Origin of the sequence: Ruegeria sp. THAF57 (assembly GCF_903914075.1) — a bacterium.
Lineage (GTDB): Bacteria > Pseudomonadota > Alphaproteobacteria > Rhodobacterales > Rhodobacteraceae > Ruegeria.
Genome location: NZ_CAIWNQ010000004.1, coordinates 50,537 through 68,156, shown reverse-complemented (window position 1 = coordinate 68,156; position 17,620 = coordinate 50,537). Strand labels below are relative to the sequence as shown.

Annotated in this window: 16 protein-coding genes; 10 read left to right on the top strand and 6 right to left on the bottom strand. The window is 58.3% G+C overall.

Going from position 1 to position 17,620, the window contains the following annotated elements:
* Nucleotides 1–20: 20 nt before the first annotated feature.
* On the top strand, nucleotides 21–500 hold the full coding sequence (locus RUESEDTHA_RS11650) for a hypothetical protein (RefSeq protein ID WP_180887015.1): 480 nt from the start codon (nucleotides 21–23) through the stop codon (nucleotides 498–500).
* A 13-nt stretch (nucleotides 501–513) separates the two neighbouring features.
* Here the strand turns inward: RUESEDTHA_RS11650 and RUESEDTHA_RS11645 are convergent, their stop codons facing one another.
* The 5 genes from RUESEDTHA_RS11645 to dusB all read right to left on the bottom strand — a co-directional run bounded on the left by RUESEDTHA_RS11645 (nucleotide 514) and on the right by dusB (nucleotide 7,762).
* Nucleotides 514–1,923: a sigma-54 dependent transcriptional regulator gene (locus tag RUESEDTHA_RS11645; RefSeq protein WP_171124797.1), complete on the bottom strand. Its 1,410-nt coding sequence runs from the start codon at nucleotides 1,921–1,923 to the stop codon at nucleotides 514–516.
* A complete protein-coding gene (locus RUESEDTHA_RS11640) occupies nucleotides 1,920–4,208 on the bottom strand; it encodes a PAS domain-containing sensor histidine kinase (RefSeq protein WP_180887014.1) in 2,289 nt (762 codons plus the stop codon). Before RUESEDTHA_RS11640 ends, RUESEDTHA_RS11645 begins: the two co-directional genes overlap by 4 nt.
* A 99-nt stretch (nucleotides 4,209–4,307) precedes the next feature.
* Nucleotides 4,308–5,675, bottom strand: coding sequence for a response regulator (locus RUESEDTHA_RS11635; protein ID WP_180887012.1), 1,368 nt, complete (start codon nucleotides 5,673–5,675; stop codon nucleotides 4,308–4,310).
* A gap of 39 nt (nucleotides 5,676–5,714) precedes the next feature.
* Nucleotides 5,715–6,782: a nitrogen regulation protein NR(II) gene (locus RUESEDTHA_RS11630; protein ID WP_180887011.1), complete on the bottom strand. Its 1,068-nt coding sequence runs from the start codon at nucleotides 6,780–6,782 to the stop codon at nucleotides 5,715–5,717.
* Nucleotides 6,779–7,762, bottom strand: a complete 984-nt coding sequence (gene dusB, locus RUESEDTHA_RS11625) for a tRNA dihydrouridine synthase DusB (protein WP_180887009.1) — start codon at nucleotides 7,760–7,762, stop codon at nucleotides 6,779–6,781. The genes RUESEDTHA_RS11630 and dusB overlap by 4 nt, the downstream gene beginning before the upstream one ends.
* A gap of 184 nt (nucleotides 7,763–7,946) precedes the next feature.
* Between dusB and RUESEDTHA_RS11620 the strand changes: the two genes are divergently transcribed.
* The 6 genes from RUESEDTHA_RS11620 (at nucleotide 7,947) to RUESEDTHA_RS11595 (ending at nucleotide 13,927) form a co-directional block, all read left to right on the top strand.
* Nucleotides 7,947–9,077: a bifunctional 2-C-methyl-D-erythritol 4-phosphate cytidylyltransferase/2-C-methyl-D-erythritol 2,4-cyclodiphosphate synthase gene (locus RUESEDTHA_RS11620; protein ID WP_180887008.1), complete on the top strand. Its 1,131-nt coding sequence runs from the start codon at nucleotides 7,947–7,949 to the stop codon at nucleotides 9,075–9,077.
* On the top strand, nucleotides 9,074–9,571 hold the full coding sequence (locus tag RUESEDTHA_RS11615; RefSeq protein WP_180887006.1) for a phosphatidylglycerophosphatase A: 498 nt from the start codon (nucleotides 9,074–9,076) through the stop codon (nucleotides 9,569–9,571). Before RUESEDTHA_RS11620 ends, RUESEDTHA_RS11615 begins: the two co-directional genes overlap by 4 nt.
* Nucleotides 9,568–10,050, top strand: coding sequence for a CinA family protein (locus RUESEDTHA_RS11610; protein WP_180887004.1), 483 nt, complete (start codon nucleotides 9,568–9,570; stop codon nucleotides 10,048–10,050). Before RUESEDTHA_RS11615 ends, RUESEDTHA_RS11610 begins: the two co-directional genes overlap by 4 nt.
* A 145-nt stretch (nucleotides 10,051–10,195) precedes the next feature.
* Nucleotides 10,196–11,377: an ammonium transporter gene (locus RUESEDTHA_RS11605; RefSeq protein WP_180887003.1), complete on the top strand. Its 1,182-nt coding sequence runs from the start codon at nucleotides 10,196–10,198 to the stop codon at nucleotides 11,375–11,377.
* 143 nt (nucleotides 11,378–11,520) lie between these two features.
* The gene (locus tag RUESEDTHA_RS11600) at nucleotides 11,521–12,198 is read left to right on the top strand and encodes an orotate phosphoribosyltransferase (protein ID WP_171121609.1); all 678 of its coding nucleotides are present in this window, start codon (nucleotides 11,521–11,523) and stop codon (nucleotides 12,196–12,198) included.
* A gap of 238 nt (nucleotides 12,199–12,436) precedes the next feature.
* Nucleotides 12,437–13,927 carry a replicative DNA helicase gene (locus tag RUESEDTHA_RS11595; RefSeq protein WP_170383012.1) on the top strand — a complete coding sequence of 497 codons (1,491 nt, stop codon included), beginning with the start codon at nucleotides 12,437–12,439 and terminating at the stop codon, nucleotides 13,925–13,927.
* Nucleotide 13,928: 1 nt separating this feature from the next.
* On the opposite strand, the gene RUESEDTHA_RS11590 is transcribed toward RUESEDTHA_RS11595, so the two are convergent.
* Complete coding sequence (locus tag RUESEDTHA_RS11590) at nucleotides 13,929–14,471, bottom strand: GNAT family N-acetyltransferase (protein WP_180887001.1); 543 nt, start codon at nucleotides 14,469–14,471, stop codon at nucleotides 13,929–13,931.
* Between the two features lie 228 nt (nucleotides 14,472–14,699).
* Between RUESEDTHA_RS11590 and alr the strand changes: the two genes are divergently transcribed.
* The 3 genes from alr to RUESEDTHA_RS11575 are packed head-to-tail and all read left to right on the top strand — an operon-like array spanning nucleotide 14,700 to nucleotide 17,256.
* On the top strand, nucleotides 14,700–15,734 hold the full coding sequence (gene alr, locus RUESEDTHA_RS11585; protein WP_180886999.1) for an alanine racemase: 1,035 nt from the start codon (nucleotides 14,700–14,702) through the stop codon (nucleotides 15,732–15,734).
* A complete protein-coding gene (locus RUESEDTHA_RS11580) occupies nucleotides 15,731–16,513 on the top strand; it encodes an ABC transporter permease (RefSeq protein ID WP_170383005.1) in 783 nt (260 codons plus the stop codon). Before alr ends, RUESEDTHA_RS11580 begins: the two co-directional genes overlap by 4 nt.
* Nucleotides 16,510–17,256, top strand: a complete 747-nt coding sequence (locus RUESEDTHA_RS11575; RefSeq protein WP_180886997.1) for an ABC transporter ATP-binding protein — start codon at nucleotides 16,510–16,512, stop codon at nucleotides 17,254–17,256. Before RUESEDTHA_RS11580 ends, RUESEDTHA_RS11575 begins: the two co-directional genes overlap by 4 nt.
* Nucleotides 17,257–17,620: the final 364 nt, after the last annotated feature.

Genomic DNA, 17,620 nt, shown 5'->3' with positions numbered 1-17,620 from the left:
TTTCAAGGCAAGATAACCCTATGAAAACAGTGCTTCGATTGCTTATTCCTGTTCTGACGCTCACCTCATGCGGCCCACTTTCCATGTATTACCGTGAGGGTGAAAGCGTATCGCGCATGCAAACGGACACGACCGAGTGCCGGGTGCAGGCGGTCAACAACGTGCCGGTCGCCACTCAAGTGCGGCAATCCCCGCCAACATATTGGCCTGGTCGAACCTATTGTCACGGGAACGGAAGATGCTACCGATCGGCTGGATGGTGGCAGCCGGGGCAAGTCTACACCGTGGATGTGAACCAAGGCCTGCGCAACAACGTCGAAGCCCAGTGCATGGCCAAAAAGGGATATCGCCCCGTCAGCCTGCCGCCATGCAGGCAAAATGTGAAATCACGGGTTCCTGCGCAGCGAACGACACAATTCCCGCCGCTGAGCACCGAGTCGTGTTTCGTCAAATTTAACGACGGCGCGTTTCAGATCATAACACCCGGTGTACCGGGCTAAAGTCACCGGCAGCTTATTCTGCCGGCTCCGGTTCATCCAGTTGCGCGACACGTGCGCCCGACTTGTTTGACGTCACAACACCTAGTGATTTCAGCTTGCGGTGCAGCGCGCTGCGCTCCATCCCGACGAAGCTGGCTGTGCGGCTGATATTTCCACCGAACCGGTTGATCTGCGTCAACAGATATTCACGTTCGAACGCCTCGCGCGCCTCACGCAGGGGCAGCGTGGCCAATGCGCCTGACAGTACGACTCGGCCAGAATCGTCCGCTTTCTCATCTTCGGCGGGCAGTTCCTTGGCCTCGATTGGGCCGGTGCCGTCACCCAAGATCAACACCCGTTCGATCAGGTTCTTCAATTGGCGCACGTTGCCCGGCCAAGTCATCGTCTGCAACAGAGCAACGGCTTCCTCAGATATCTCGCGCATGGGCAGACCTTGGGATTCATTGCACATTTCGATGAAATGCTGCGCCAGAACCGGGATGTCCTCGCGCCGGTCTTCAAGCGAAGGCACGTCAATCGGCACGACGTTCAAACGGTGATACAACTCTTCCCGGAACCGTTCTGCCGCGATCTCCGCGTCTAGATCCTTGTTCGTCGAAGAGATCACCCGCAGATCCACCCGCACCTTGTCCGACCCGCCGACGCGCTGAAACTGCTGATCGACCAATACGCGCAATATCTTGGATTGCGTGCCAAGCGGCATATCTGCGACCTCGTCAAAGTAAACCACGCCCCCATGTGCTTCTTCCAGAAGCCCGGATTCAACACCGCGCTCCGACGACTCTCGTCCGAACAGAACCTCTTCGACCCTCTCAGGTTCGATACCCGCGCAGTTTACAGTCACAAAGGGCGCATTCGCCCGGTTGGAATGGGCGTGAATATAACGCGCCGCGATTTCCTTGCCGGACCCGGCAGGGCCGCTCAACATTACACGGCCATTCGATTTGGTGACTTTGTCCAATTGGCTTTGCATCGAACGGAAGGCGGCGGATTTGCCGATCATGTCCGAATTCGTGACCTCTTTACGCTTGAGCGATGCATTCTCGCGGCGCAGGCGCGAGGTTTCCATTGCGCGCCGGATCACCACCATCAACTGATCAATATTAAATGGCTTTTCGATAAAGTCGTAAGCCCCCTGTTTGATTGCAGCCACGGCGATTTCAATGTTCCCGTGCCCCGAGATGATCACCACTGGAACATCGGGATTGTCACGTTTCACAGCTTTCAGGATGTCGATACCGTCCATACGGCTGTCCTTCAGCCAGATGTCCAGAATCAAGAGCCCCGGCGGTTCCGAATTGATTGCCGCCATGCACTCGTCCGAGTTGCCAGCCAGCCGGGTTGAATAGCCTTCGTCCTCCAGAATGTCGGACACCAGCTCGCGAATATCGCGTTCGTCATCTACGATCAGAATGTCACTCATCTTTGGCCTGCTTTCAGTTTGTTTATATGATTTGCCTGCTTTTGTGGCGCAGCCGTCTGGGTAAATTTGCCCCCCGGCAAACGGATAACGGCCATCGCGCCAAAATGGTCCTGTCCGTCAAATACCGGTGCGTCTTCCAACGTCAGCGCACCGCCATGTTCTTCGATAATCTTCTTGACGATGGGCAAGCCCAGACCGGTTCCCTCGTCACGTGTGGTTACGTAAGGCTCAAACAGCCGCGCCCGATCTTCGGGCAACCCTATTCCGTTGTCTGCAATGGTGATGATTGTCCCTGCGTCATCACAGGATAGATCCACTTTTATCTGTGGTTTCAGATATTCCGGAGCACCTTTTTTCTTCAAGGTCTCAATCGCCTCTCCGGCATTCTTGATAAGATTGGTCAAAGCCTGATTCAGCATCGTCGCGTCCAGATCCGCCACGACCGGATGGTTCGGTAGCGTTGCATCAATCTGAACGTCGGGCTGACCGGATTGTTGCAGCAACACGGCCTCGCGCACCAGATCAACGACATTCTCCTCGTGCCGGTCAGGTTCGGGCATACGCGCGAACTTCGAAAACTCGTCCACGATCCGCCTTAGATCATTAGTCTGCCGCACAATCACGTCCGTCATGGATTCAAGGCTGTTGCAATCTTCCTCATCCAGCTTGCGAGAGAATTTGCGTTTGATCCGCTCGGCGCTCAGTTGAATTGGGGTCAGCGGGTTCTTGATCTCATGCGCGATGCGGCGGGCCACATCACCCCAGGCCGCCATGCGTTGTGCGCTGACCAGATCGGTCACGTCATCAAAGGCCACCACGTAGCCTTCCAGACCACCATCCTCGCCCCGCCGGATTGCCATACGAACCAGAAGGTTCTCCAACCTGCCCTTTCGGGTCACTTTGACCTCGCCCTGAACGGCTTCCTGACCGCTGTCCTTGAGGCTTTCAAACAAAGGAAGAAACTCTGGCACGGCAATACCGATAGCCAGATGTTCTTCTTTACTGGACCAGTCCAAAAGGCGTTCCGCCGACCGGTTCACGAATGTCACGCAACCATCGGAGTCCACACCCACAACGCCAGACGTTACAGAGCTGAGGACCGAGTCGAACAGTCGCCGGCGGCGCTCAATCTGGCGCGTGTTTTCAAGCAAAGTGTCGCGTTGGCCTTTCAGTTGCCGAGTCATCTGATTGAAATAACGGCCCAGCATGGCGATTTCGTCATCGCTGGCCTCTTCGATCACCTGCACACTCAGGTCACCCGCCCCAACCCGCTGCGCTGCGGTGGTCAAACGTCCGACAGGTCGAGACAGCCGTTCTGCAAACCACATGCCCAAAGACACCGCGGCCAAAATCAGGATCACCGCAAAGCCCAGATAAAGCAGGCCAAACTCGAACAGTACCCTGCCTCGTTCATTTTCAAGCTGTTGATAGAACTGGACTGTTTCTTTTGTGTCGTCCAACAAGGTAAGCAGTTGCCCGTCCACCTCGCGACTGACGTAAAGATAGCGATCCAAATACGCCTGGAGGGGCACCAAGGCCCGAAACTCGCTGTTTTGCCAATCGGCAATGATCAGCAATCCGGTGTCCGTAGCTTCGATCATCTGCTCAGGCGTGGGGGCTTCGTAGTTGAACAGGTACGAACGATCACCCCGGGATTTGATCTCACCACTGCCGTCGATGACGTAAGCCTCGCGCAAGCCCCGCTGAATCTGCGACTGGCCCTGCGCCAGAACGGTGCGCAATTCGGCGTCCGAAATGTAGTAATCCCGCGCTCGGGCCGTATCCAAGAACCGCGCCAGAACAGTAGCGTCTTGGGTAAGTCCCTCGCGGTGTTCCTGTTCATAGGCCTCAGCGGCGGTCAAGGACGAGCCCACAACTTCGCGGACGCGGTCCGAAAACCAGCCTTCAAGCCCGATATTCACCGTCAGCCCTGCGAAAATCGCGACTGTGACAGTTGGTACCAGCGCCAACAGCGTGAAAGCGCCGATCAGACGTAAATGAAGACGAGAACCCGCGGATTTAGCCCTTCGCGCAGCGATCAGGCTTCCAAGTTGGCTTAGGACCAGTGCCGCAACAACCAGAACATATACCAGGTCAGCCAGCAAAATCAGGCGCAACGTCGGCGCCGTCGTTCCCAGATCGAATGGACCAATGACAAGGTAAGTGGCCAACGCAAGGACAGGGCCCAGCAAAACCAGACCCAAGGTGCTAAAATTGCGCAGCTTTCGTGACTTTCTCCACCGATTGATCGATAGGATCAGCCCGCTCTGTGCCCGGGTTGCCACCGTCTGCCCTCATCCTGATGTGCCGCTTGCGCGGCTTACCGCCATATTTCGTGGTCGTTGCCGGACATAGGCCCGGATGCCACGCTTTGTGTGGCTATATTACATCAGTTTGCGTCGCCGTGTCACCTGAATATCGAGATCAGTGATCTTTTTCCGGAGCGTATTCCGGTTTATGCCCAGCAGATCGGCACATTTCGCCTGATTTCCGCCGGTTGCGTCCAATGCCAGCTCGATCAAAGGGGCCTCAACCTCGCGCAGGATGCGTTGATACAGGCCCGGAGGTGGCAATAAATTGCCGTGCAGATCAAAGTAACGGCGCAAATGACGCGCGACAGAGGCGGACAGTTTTTCGCGCTCACCATCCCCCAGAACCGGTTCGGCTTCGGGTTGGCTGCCCAAGACCATCTCGACCTCGGCCTTCGAAATCTCGTCGGCGCGGCTGGTCAGGCTTAGACGGCGGATCGCGTTTTCAAGCTGCCGAACGTTGCCGGGCCACGAGTACCGGCGCACCAGTTCCACCGCCTCGGGGCTGAGCCAGCGTTTTGCGCCATGCTCGCGCTCTTCTCGCGCCAGAAAATGATCGGCCAAAAGCGTGATGTCATCCACCCGTTCACGCAGGGCCGGAACATGGATTGTTGCGCCGCATAAGCGATAATACAGGTCCTGCCGAACACGACCACTCTCCATCGCTTCGGTCAGATCCGACTGGCTGGTGGCCATGAATCGCGGGACATGATCGCCGGGCGTGTCCATCATCCGCACGATCCGGGCCTGCAATTCGTCTTCGATATCTGCGATCTCATCAATCAGCAGCGTGCCGCCGCGCACACGGGCCATCACGCGGGCCGGGCCTTCCAGATCACGCAGGTCCGCAGCCGTTGCGGTGACAAACGGCAACGTCCGACGGTCAGAAAAGTCATGAATAGCACGTGCTATCAAAGACTTACCCGTTCCGCTTTCGCCCGAAATCATCACTGAAAGGTCTGTATTCATCACCCGCGCAACCAGACGATAAAGCGCCTGCATGACCGGCGTCCTACCGACCAGCGGCAGTTCTTCAGGGCGATCATCCGACGGTTCCGTGATCTCGGTTTGAACCCGCTGTTTCTGCTCCAACGCCCGCGCGGTGCGTTTCATTAGGTCCGGAAGGTCGAACGGTTTGGGCAGATAGTCATAAGCATCCGCCTCTGCCGCCTGAATCGCCGTCATGATCGTGTTCTGCGCGGAAATGACGATCACCGGCAGACCGGGCCGATCTTGGGCGATCTTGGGCAACATCTCCAACCCGTTCCCGTCCGGCATGACAACGTCCGAGATCACGACGTCACCCTTACCTTCACCAACCCAACGCATCAGCGTGGTCAGCGAGGATGTCGCATGCACCTTGCACCCTGCCCGCGTCAGGGCCTGTGTCAAGACCGTGCGGATTGTGCGATCGTCATCTGCGACCAATACTGTTCCATCCATCGGGTGCTCTCCTTGCTTTCAGCTCTTGCCGGCTGTGTTCTATGTTGCGTCTTTTGGCGCCCGCCTCAGCGAGATGCGGAACACCGTGCGACCCGGCACCGAGTCGGCGGAAATCCAGCCGTCATGGTCCGAGATGATCTTGCTCACCAGCGCCAACCCAAGGCCGGTGCCGTTTTCCTTGCCCGACACGAACGGGTCAAAAATGTCGCTGCGAATCTTGTCCGGCAAACCCGGCCCGTCATCCATGATTTCGATCTGTAGCGGCAGCGAATGCCCCGATCCATCGCTGCGCCGCAGTCGGAAGGAATGTTCGAAATACGTGCGAAGCCGGATTGTTCCCCCTTTGGGATCAGCTGCTTCCGACGCGTTCTTCAACAAGTTCAGCACAACTTGCAGAAACTGATCCGGGTCGCCATAGGCCAACGGCAACGAGGGGTCGTAATCTTCGATGATCGTCATATGGGCACCAAACCCCAGCAGCGCAGAGCGCCTTGCACGGTCCAGAACATCGTGAATATTGACCGGCTTGAAATCGGGCTGCGAGAGGTTGCCGAACTGTTCAACCTGCTCCAACAGTTTTACGATCCGGCGGCTTTCAGCGACGATAAGGTCTGTTAATTCAAGATCTTGCTGCGAGATATTCATGCTCAGCAACTGCGCGGCCCCGGTTATTCCGGCCAGCGGGTTCTTGATCTCATGCGCCAGCATTTCGGCCATGCCGATGGCGGACTGCGCCGCAGATTTGACCGTGTTGCCGCGTGTCATCCGCCCTGCCAATTCGCGCGGTGAGATGATCATGATCATCGACCCCGAATGTCCAACCAAAGGTGCAATCTGCAACGCACATTGCAGCGGCGCGCGGCTGCCGGACCCCACGTCGACGTCGTTCACGAACAACGGGGTGCTTTGCTGACGGGCGCGCAGAAACGCCTCTTCCAGCGGGGCATCGACAGCGATCTGGTCCCAGACTGGGTTGCCGATTACAGACTTGCGGGACGCATTCAAAAACCCTTCACCCGCAGAATTCACATCGGTGATCCGGTCCTCGGCGTCAATAATGAAGGCTGGTACCGGCAATGAGGCCCAAATGCTCTGATCCGAAGTCATGCCGCAGCCTCCGCATCGCCTATTAGCGCATCGCCCAGCAGACGCAGAACCTCAGCCGTGTCGCGGGACGTCAGCACAGCGCGGCGCAAACCGGGCGGAGTGCCTGCCTCATCCATGTACCAGCCAAGGTGTTTTCGCGCGACCCGCAGCCCCAAGTCAGTACCGTAGAATTCGAGCATGGACTGATAGTGCCCCTGCACCATTTCAACCAAATCATCCCCTATGGGAACGACCGGAGCTTTGGCCCCATACAAGTCATGGCAAATCTGCGCCAGCAACCATGGCTTACCTTGAGCACCCCGCCCGACCATGACCCCATCTGCACCCGACTTTTCCAGTGCAGTCCTCGCCGCGCTTGCGTCCACGATATCGCCATTGGCAATGACAGGGATCGAAACAGCCTCTTTCACGGCCCGAATTGCGGCCCAGTCCGCGCGCCCCTTGTAGAACTGACATCGCGTGCGGCCATGGATCGTAACCATGCATATACCAGCGTCCTGCGCCCGCCGCGCAACGTCCGGAGCATTCAACAGGCTATCGTCCCAGCCAAGGCGCGTCTTCAGCGTGACCGGCACGTCCACGGCATTCACGACCGCTTCGATCAAAGTCAGCGCGTGATCCGGTGTCTTTAACAACGCCGATCCGGAATAGCCGTTCGTCACCTTCTTGGCCGGGCACCCCATGTTTATGTCGATGACGCGCGCACCCCGATCTGCAACCTGCCGTGCGGCTTCGGCCATCCAATGAGCCTCGCGCCCAGCCAGTTGAACGGCGGTGTTTTCCACATCCGCCGAAAGCTCGGCCCGTTCGCGCACGCCGGGCTTGGCTTGAACCATCTCCTGACTGGCGACCATCTCACTGACGACCATCCCGGCACCAAAGCGCATCACCAGATCACGAAACGGCCGGTCGGTGATTCCGGCCATCGGAGCCAGCATGACTGGCGGGTTCAGGTCTTTGTCAGCGAGTTGCAGGGTCAACGTGCTTAATCCTTGGGCAGTTGCGGCTTTGATATCGAATTGAGCGTATATGAACAACAAAGCGGGGGGTCAAAAGCCCGTAAAATCATCACGTGCCTATTTTTTAGGCACGGTTACGCGGGTGATTGCCTCTGCATTCACCGCACCCTAAACATTGCGCTCAAATCACCGGAGTGACCGCCCCATGACCACCGCCGCCATCATCGTCGCCGCAGGACGCGGAACGCGCGTTGGAGGGGATATTCCAAAACAGTGGCGACCACTTGCAGGGCGTCGCGTTGCAGACTGGACGATTGACCGATTTCAGGGTCAGGTCGACCACATCGTTCTTGTCCTGTCCGAAGACGATCAATCCGCCTGGAGCGAGTTTGAAAGAACGAACCTGATCCTCGCCGCAGGCGGGCAAGATAGGGCGGCGTCTGTACGCAACGGACTGGACGCGCTGGCGGATTTGGAAATCAATTACGTTCTGGTTCACGATGTGGCGCGCCCTTGCGTGACCACCGATCTTATTCAGGGTGTACTGTCGGCCCTGAACGAATCCCCTGCTGCCGCTCCGGGGCTTGCCGTCACGGATGCCTTATGGACCGGAGATGGACATTTCGTTACGGGAACACAGGACAGAACCGGCCTGTTCGCTGCGCAAACGCCGCAAGGCTTTCACTACGGTGCGATCGTTTCAGCCCACGCGACCCATCCCGGAGGCGCAGCAGACGATGTCGAAGTTGCACGCGCGGCGGGTCTGGATGTGGCGATTGTTCCGGGTGATGCGGACAACCTGAAAATAACACGACCCGAGGATTTTGCCCGGGCGGAACGCATATTGGGAACGAATATGAATGTAAGACTGGGCAACGGGTACGACGTGCATCGGTTTGGCGACGGGGATCATGTGATCCTGTGCGGCGTGAAAGTTCCGCATGATCGCGGCCTACAGGGCCACTCGGACGCGGATGTGGGAATGCACGCCGTAACTGATGCGATCTATGGCGCGCTGGCACAGGGTGACATTGGCCAGCACTTCCCGCCTTCGGACCCGCAATGGAAGGGCGCGGCCAGCGAGATTTTCCTGCGTCACGCGGTCGAACTGGCCGAAACGATGGGCTACGCAATTTCGAATGTGGATTGCACGCTGGTCTGCGAATACCCAAAAATCGGCCCTCATGCCGCAGCGATGCGCGCGGAAATGGCCAGGATCATGGGCCTGCAGGCCGATCAGATCTCGGTCAAGGCGACAACGTCTGAACGTCTGGGCTTTACCGGCCGGAGTGAGGGAATCGCCTCGCTAGCCACCACTTGTCTGGTGAAGTCATGACCGCCGCGCGCCTGATCGGAACAGTCTGCGGTGTGGGCTATCTGCGCCCTGCGCCGGGCACCTGGGGATCGCTGGTCGCCCTGCCCCTTGCATGGCTGCTGCATACGCTGGGCGGTTTTCCCCTGCTGGTGATCGCCACTTTGGTTGCGTTCTTCGGTGGCCTTTGGGCGACCCGCGTGATGACTGCAGGGCAAGAGGATCACGATCCGTCCGAGATTGTTATAGATGAGGTCGCGGGCCAGTTCATCGCGCTTTGGGCGGTTTCCTACCCCTCATGGGCGCATGGGATCGACATCACCGCACTCTGGCCCGGTTGGATTGCCGGCTTCCTGCTATTCCGGCTATTCGACATCACCAAGCCCGGTCCGGTTGGTTGGGCCGACCGCAAGGGGGATGCGATGGGCGTTATGCTGGACGATGTAATCGCCGGGGTATTCGCCGCCATTGGTGTGATACTGCTGGCCGGGCTTGCACATGGAGTTCTTGGGCTATGAACGTGACTGACCTGCTTGACCGCGCCAAGGTGCAAGGGGTGATGATCGCCACCGCCGAAAGCTGCACAGGGGGCATGGTGGCCGCGGCGCTGACCGACATTCCCGGAAGCTCGGCGGTGGTTGACCGCGGTTTCGTCACGTACACCAACACAGCCAAGCAACAGATGCTGGGTGTTCAGGTCGGGACGCTGGACGCCCATGGCGCAGTCTCGGAACAGGTCGCCCGCGAGATGGCCGAAGGCGCGTTAGAGCATTCAGAGGCGCAACTGGCCGTGTCCATTACCGGTATCGCAGGACCCGGCGGGTCCGAGTTCAAACCCGAAGGGCGCGTGTGCTTCGGACTAGCTGCCAGTGGAACACCAACGCACGTTGAAACCATCGAATTCGGCGCGCTCGGCCGTGACAAGGTTCGCGTTGCCGCGCGCGATCACGCGTTGAACTTGCTTTCAACTGGGCTTTTCACACTCGCCCAAAAATAAGGCATTTTACCAGAATTGATGCGCATTTAACCATCACTTCACAAAAAGCCCCCAAATTAGGCGGGCTTTTCGATCATTGCCTCTTTTTTCCACGCTCCCCCTCCGCTTCAAGCCCCGCCACACATGCTGATGAGGAGAGCGGCCAATGAATGGAGCCGATACCGCCTGGATCATAGTTGCAACCGCACTGGTCCTTTTCATGACACTTCCGGGCCTGGCCCTGTTCTATGGCGGCCTTGTGCGCGCCCGCAACGTGCTGAGTGTTTTCATGCACTGTTTCTCGATCGCCTGTTTGATGAGCATTCTGTGGCTGGTCGCGGGCTACTCGATTGCATTCGGCGACGGCGGGTCGGGGCTTTGGGGCGGTCTGGGCAAAGCCTTTCTGAACGGCGTCGATGCAGACAGCCTTTCAGGCAATCTGCCCGAGGTCCTATTTTTTGCGTTCCAGATGACCTTCGCCATCATCACGCCCGCGCTGATCGTGGGTGCCTATGTGGAACGCGTTGGTTTTGGCTTCGTGCTGACCTTCTCGGGCCTGTGGATGCTGCTGTGCTATGCGCCGGTGGTGCATTGGATCTGGGGCGGCGGCATCCTGACAGATGGCGGTATTCTGGGTGAGGTCGGTGTGCGCGACTTTGCAGGCGGTATCGTGGTGCACGAAACCGCAGGTCTGGCCGCGCTGATCATTGCCGTGGTGCTTGGTCCCCGCCTTAATCGTACGACGCCGCCGCACAACCCCGGATTCGTGATGGTTGGCGCCGCGATGCTGTGGGTCGGCTGGTTCGGCTTCAACGGCGGGTCGCAACTGGCCGCTGACGGCGGTGCCGCGATGGCAATGACCGTGACGCATATCTCGGCCGCGACCGCCTCGCTGACATGGGCGCTGTACGAGCGGATCAAGTACGGCAAAGCCTCGATGGTTGGTCTGGTCACCGGTACGATTGCGGGTCTGGCGTCAATCACCCCGGCTTCGGGCTATGTCGATCCGGTGCAGGCGTTGATCATCGGCGCTGTCGCAGGTGTGTTGTGCCAAGAGGCTGTCAATGTCATCCGCAACGTACTGAAAATCGACGACACGCTGGATGTATTTGCCGTCCATGGTGTCGGAGGCATTTTCGGCACCATCATGATCGCCGTGTTCGGCCTTGGCGCCTGGACCGCCCAGTTGGGCGGGCTGGTTATCGTGGGTGCCTTTACGGCAGTTGTCACATTTGTGTTGATCAAGGTGGTTGCGCTGATCACCCCGCTTCGCGTAGACGCCGAGACCGAAACAAACGGCCTCGACCTGTCGGTACATGGCGAGCGGGCCTATGACATGAGCAGCTAAGCCCACCTTGGCGCTCGGGCCCTTTTGGGCCATGGCGGGCCTCGCATCTGCGGGGTCCGCTTTTCTTTTGCCCGCCCTCTCGACTCTGGGTGGCGGAGCACGTTATCAGCCCGCAACCTGTTTTCAGCCCAGAGGTTTGCACCATGATCCCCAGCTCGTACCCCGACAGCACCGAAATCGCCCGCCTGACCGCGCGGATGCTGCTGGAGATCAAAGCCGTCCACTTCAATTCCCGTGAACCGTTCACACTGGCCTCGGGCCTGCCCAGCCCAACCTATATCGACTGCCGCAAGCTGATTTCATACCCGCGCATCCGGTCGACCTTGATGGATTTCCTGACCGTTACCGTGATGCGGGACGCGGGGTTCGAAGCGTTTGACAACATCGCGGGTGGAGAAACCGCAGGCATCCCGTTTGCCGCCATGGTGGCCGAACGCATGGCCCTGCCCATGACCTATGTACGCAAAAAGCCCAAAGGTTATGGCCGCAATGCCCGGATTGAGGGCGCGATGTCCGAGGGTGAGCGCGTCTTGCTGGTCGAAGACCTGACTACCGATGGAGGTTCCAAACTGTCATTCGTCGACGCGATCCGCGATACGGGTGCCACCTGCGGCCATACCGCAGTAATCTTCTACTATGGTATCTTCCCCGAGACCGAGAAAACCCTGGGCGACCATGGCGTGAAGTTGCATCACCTGTGCACCTGGTGGGATGTTCTGGCCGAAGCAAAGGCGCAGAAAGCCTTTGACGCTGAGACACTTGATGGCGTCGAAGCCTTCCTGAATGACCCGCGTGGATGGCAGGAAACCCACAAAAGCTGATAATCCACCTGTGCATAAGCTGGGGGTAACTCGGCGTAGAATCGCCCCAAGACGCTTGCATCTAGTGTCGCCGACTGGATGGCGCACTAAATGTTGCGCGGCGCAGCGTTCTTTGGCAAAGTTGTCCAAACTTATCCCAAGCTGAAGCTGAGTTATACGCAACTTATCTTCAGAGATTTACAGATGGCCCAACGGGTGCCGGATTGATTAGAACTGTCGCACGGGCAGCGGGGACAAAATGAACGAGATTAGCAGCATCGAGCAGGCAGCGGCGCAGATTCAGAACGCCGAAACCATGCCGCACTCTATCGAGGCCGAGCAGCAGCTTCTGGGCGCGATCCTGACGAATAATGATCTGTATGACCGGGTGGCCTCGATCATCGGGGCCGAGCATTTCTATGACCCGGTTCACGCCCGCATATATGAGGTCGCCGCCAATCGCATCGCCAAGAATGCGCTGGCATCCCCCGTCACGTTGAAATCCTTCATGGCCGAGGATGAAGGCCTGAAGGAACTGGGTGGCCCCGCCTATCTGGTCAAACTGGCGGGTGCGTCGATCAGTGCCTTTGCCGTGCATGACTATGCCCAGATGATCTATGACCTCGCCATTCGGCGCGAGCTGATCCGACTGGGCCGCGACATCTCGGACAAGGCGGCGCGGGTCGATGTATCAAGCGAACCTAAAGAACAAATCGTCGAGGCCGAGCAACAGCTTTATCAGTTATCCGAGCAGGGCCAGACCGAACAGGGATTTCAGTCCTTCCTCAAGGCGGTCACAGAAGCCGTCAACGTCACCAACGAAGCGTACCAGCGCGGTGGTGGCATGGCGGGGATTTCCACCGGTCTGGCCGACTTGGACAAACAACTTGGCGGCCTACACCCATCCGACCTGATCATTCTGGCGGGGCGTCCGTCGATGGGGAAAACCTCATTGGCGACCAACGTGGCATTCAACGTGGCCAAGGCGTACAAACGCGGCACCAAATCGGACGGATCCGAAGGAGCGGTTGACGGCGGCGTGGTCGGGTTCTTCTCGCTGGAAATGAGCGCCGAGCAGTTGGCTGGCCGGGTTCTGGCAGAAGCCTCGGAAATTTCCAGCCACAAGATCCGTCAGGGCGACATGACGGAATCCGAGTTCCGCCGTTTCGTGGACGCCGCGAAGGAGTTGGAAGCCTGCCCGTTGTTCATCGACGACACCCCAGCCCTGCCGATCTCACAACTTGCCGCCCGCGCGCGGCGATTGAAGCGGACACATGGGCTGGACCTGCTGGTGATCGACTATTTGCAACTCTGCCGGGGTATGTCCGACAACCGGGTGAACGAAATTGCCGAGATTTCGATGGGCATGAAGGCCATCGCCAAGGAATTGAACATCCCGGTCATCGCTCTGTCGCAGCTTTCCCGTCAGGTCGAAAGCCGAGACGACAAGCGCCCGCAACTGTCGGACCTGCGGGAATCGGGCTCGATCGAACAGGACGCCGACGTGGTGATGTTCGTGTTCCGCGAGGAATATTATAAGGAACGCGAAAAGCCCGGCGATCATGAGCTGGAAAAGATGGAAGAGTGGAAGCAAGCGATGGAGCGTCTGCACGGTAAGGCCGAAGTCATTGTCGGCAAGCAGCGACACGGTCCCATCGGCACCGTCGAACTGTCGTTCGAAGCGCAATTCACCCGCTTTGGCAATCTGGTCAAACCCTGGCAGCAGGACGGCCAGATCGAGGGTTACTGACCTACCACAGCTCGGGCTTATCAAATGCAGGAACGCAGCGCGACGGACCAGAAAGAGGTGCCGCGTCGCCCTCAGTCAGCGACTGCCCAATCCATCCGTGCGGTTGGCTCAAAGTCTGGGGCGGTCGGGCAAAATCCTGAGCCATCGGTTTGAACCCTGTTTTTCCGTAATAGGCAGGATCGCCGTAAGATATCGCAAAATCAACGCCTTGCCCCTTCAAGTCGTCCAGCGCAAATCGGATCAACCTCTGCCCGATCCCCGCTTTCTGGTGATCGGTTTTTACAGCGACTGGTGACATCAAAACGACGTTTCGCGGGTCTTCATCGTAAAACAGGCGCGAAAAGAGGATGCACCCCAAAAGCTCTTCACCTTCGCTGGCCAGATAGCAGCGCAGATCATCATCATCGGACGTCGCCATCAAATCCTGCACCAACGACGTCAATGCCTTGCCTTCGGCGACTCCCTCCGAGGCTGTGAAAACGGCCCCGTAAAACGGTGGTATTTGCACCTCAAAACCGGCGTATCCCGACGTAAATTTGATCATGTTCGCCCTTTTCCCGCAGTCGCAGCCCAAGTGAACGATTCCCATGGCTGACCGCTGTTGATCACAGGTTAAACACAATAGAGCACCCGTAAAAACGAAAACCCGACCGGCAAATTGGCGCGCCCGTTTCGAAATACTGGCCGCATGCCGCCCACGTTCCCGTCAATCGAGGCAATAATCGGCGCGTACCCCCTTGACCTGCCGCGATCCAATGTCATGAACAGAGCCATGAGTACCGCACGTTTGACGATCAACCTTCATGCGCTGGCCAGCAATTGGCAGGCGCTCGACGCGAAAACCAATGTCGAGACCGGAGCCGTGGTCAAGGCCGACGCGTATGGCCTTGGGGCCGAGCCCGTTTCGGCAACGCTGGCCGAAGAAGGCGTGCGCAAGTTCTTTGTGGCGGCCGCGGAAGAAGGGGCCGCCGTCCGTCAGGCCGTCGGTCCTGTGCCAATGATCGGCGTGTTCTCGGGCCACATGGAAGGCGACACAGATCTGTTGCGCGACCATGACCTGACACCTTTGATCAATTCACCAGAGCAGTTCCTGCGCCATGTCGAAGCCCTGCCCGATCAGGCGTTCGGTGTTCAACTGGACAGCGGTATGAACCGTCTTGGCCTTGAGCCCGCGGATTGGGCGGAACTGCGCCCCAGGATCGAGCCGATGAAACCGCTTGTGGTCATGTCGCATCTGGCGTGCTCGGACGAGCCTGACCACCCCATGAACCAGCAGCAGTTGCGCACCTTCCGCGAGATGACCGATGGAATTTCCGCGCCGCGTTCGCTGGCGGCCACTGGGGGAACGCTGCTTGGCCCCGAATTCCATTTCGACTTTTGCCGCCCGGGGATCGGTCTGTACGGTGGAATGCCCTTCGCTGAAGCGAAACCGGTGGTGACCGTAGACTTGCCTGTCATTCAGGTTCGCCAACTGGCAATTGGAGAAACGGTTGGCTATGGCAACAGTTGGACGGCCCGGCGGCCCTCGCGCATTGCAACAGTCGCGGCGGGATATGCGGATGGGCTGCACAGGGCGATTGGCGGCGGGATCGACGCGTTTGCCGGCGGTCAGCCCTGCCCGGTCGTTGGACGCATTTCGATGGACCTGATTACCGTCGATGTCACCGATTTGCCCAATGACCCCGAGCGTATGCGTATCCTGAACGGTCACCAGACTGTCGATGATCTGGCCGAGGCCGCTGGCACCATCGGATATGAAATCCTTACATCGTTGGGCGCGCGATATTCCCGAGGCTACGTGGAATGAGTGCGCTGGACTTGCTGGGCGGTCTTGGGCGCGCAGTGCTGACCCTGCTTGCGACTTTTGGCAAGGTGGCCTTGTTTACCGTTGATGCCATCTCGCACATCTTTAGGCCGCCATATTATCCGCGCGAATTTGCCGTTGCGCTGATGAATATCGGATGGCTGTCTTTGCCCGTTGTTGGATTGACCGCCATCTTCACCGGCGGTGCGCTGGCGCTGCAAATCTATGCAGGCGGTGCGCGTTTCAACGCCGAGGCCGTGGTACCGCAAATCGTTGCAATAGGCATGGTGCGCGAGCTTGGTCCGGTTCTGGTCGGCCTGATGATCGCCGCCCGTGTTACCTCGTCCATCGCGGCTGAGATTGCGACCATGAAGGTGACCGAACAGATCGACGCGTTGGTGACACTGTCGACCCATCCGATGAAATACCTGACCGCACCCCGCGTTCTGGCCGCGCTAATTACCGTGCCCCTGCTGGTAGGCATTGGGGATATCATCGGCATCGCCGGAGGGTATGTCGTCGCGACCGAGAATCTGGGCTTCAACGCAGCGACCTATCTGCAAAACACGGTCAATTTTCTTGAAACACGCGACATTGTCTCGTCGCTGGTCAAAGGGGCGGCTTTTGGCCTGATCGCGGCAATCATGGGCTGCTACTACGGCATGAATTCGGGGCGCGGCGCGCAAGGCGTCGGTCGGGCGACCAAATCATCGGTCGAATCTGCTGCAATCATGATTTTGGCCGCAAACTTCATTCTGACAGGGGTGTTCTTCTCGGTATGATCAGGATGGAAAATGTACACAAAGCCTTTGGCTCCAATCAGGTTCTGCGCGGCACGAGCCTAGATATCCCCAAGGGCACCTCGATGGTCATCATCGGCGGGTCGGGCACCGGCAAGTCCGTGGCGCTGAAATGTATTCTTGGCCTGATCAAACCCGACAGTGGCATGATCTATGTTGACGGCAAGGACGCGACAAAGGGCGACCGGGATGCGTTTCTGGCGCGGTTCGGGATGCTGTTTCAGGGGGCAGCGTTGTTTGACTCGCTCCCCGTCTGGCAAAACGTTGCCTTCCGCCTGCTGCGTGGCCCGTTAAAACGCCCCCCGGAATATGCGCGCGAGATTGCGATCGAGAAACTGCGCCGGGTTGGTCTGAAATCCGACGTGGCCGACCGGTTCCCGTCTGAGCTGTCGGGCGGGATGCAGAAACGCGTGGGCCTCGCCCGCGCCATCGCCGCCGAGCCCGAGATCATCTTTTTCGACGAACCCACAACCGGGCTGGACCCGATCATGTCCGGCGTCATCAACGACCTGATCCGCGAAATCGTGACTGAGATGGGCGCGACGGCCATGACCATCACCCACGACATGAGCTCGGTCCGCGCGATTGCCGACAATGTGGCGATGCTGCACGGAGGCGTCATCCAATGGACCGGTCCGGTTGAGAAGATGGATGCGTCCGGCGATCCGTACGTGGAGCAGTTTATTAGTGGGAGCGCAGAGGGGCCGATTGAGGCAGTGCGATAATGTCGCCATCAGGCTTCTTGCGCTGGGAATCCGTAGTTTTCTTACTGCCGGTTTTCGCTCTATTTCTGATCGCGCTTGCTAGCGTCATTTCACTCGTTAGAAACCACCGACGCCCACTTGCAGTATATTTACTACTCGTCGTCGGTGTCATTAGCTATCTGATCTTCATCGCCCAATCTTCCGCGGAAACAATAGACGGTGGTCCCGCGGTTTTTGCAGTAGCTTTTCTAATGATGGGCATTTCTTTCTTAGGCCCAATACTGCTGTCCATCGGGCTGATAGGAATTATCAAAGAAGCTCAAACGAGTATTAGGGTTATATGCGTTTCTTCTTTAGGATTGGTTTGGCTTTACGTCATTTGTTT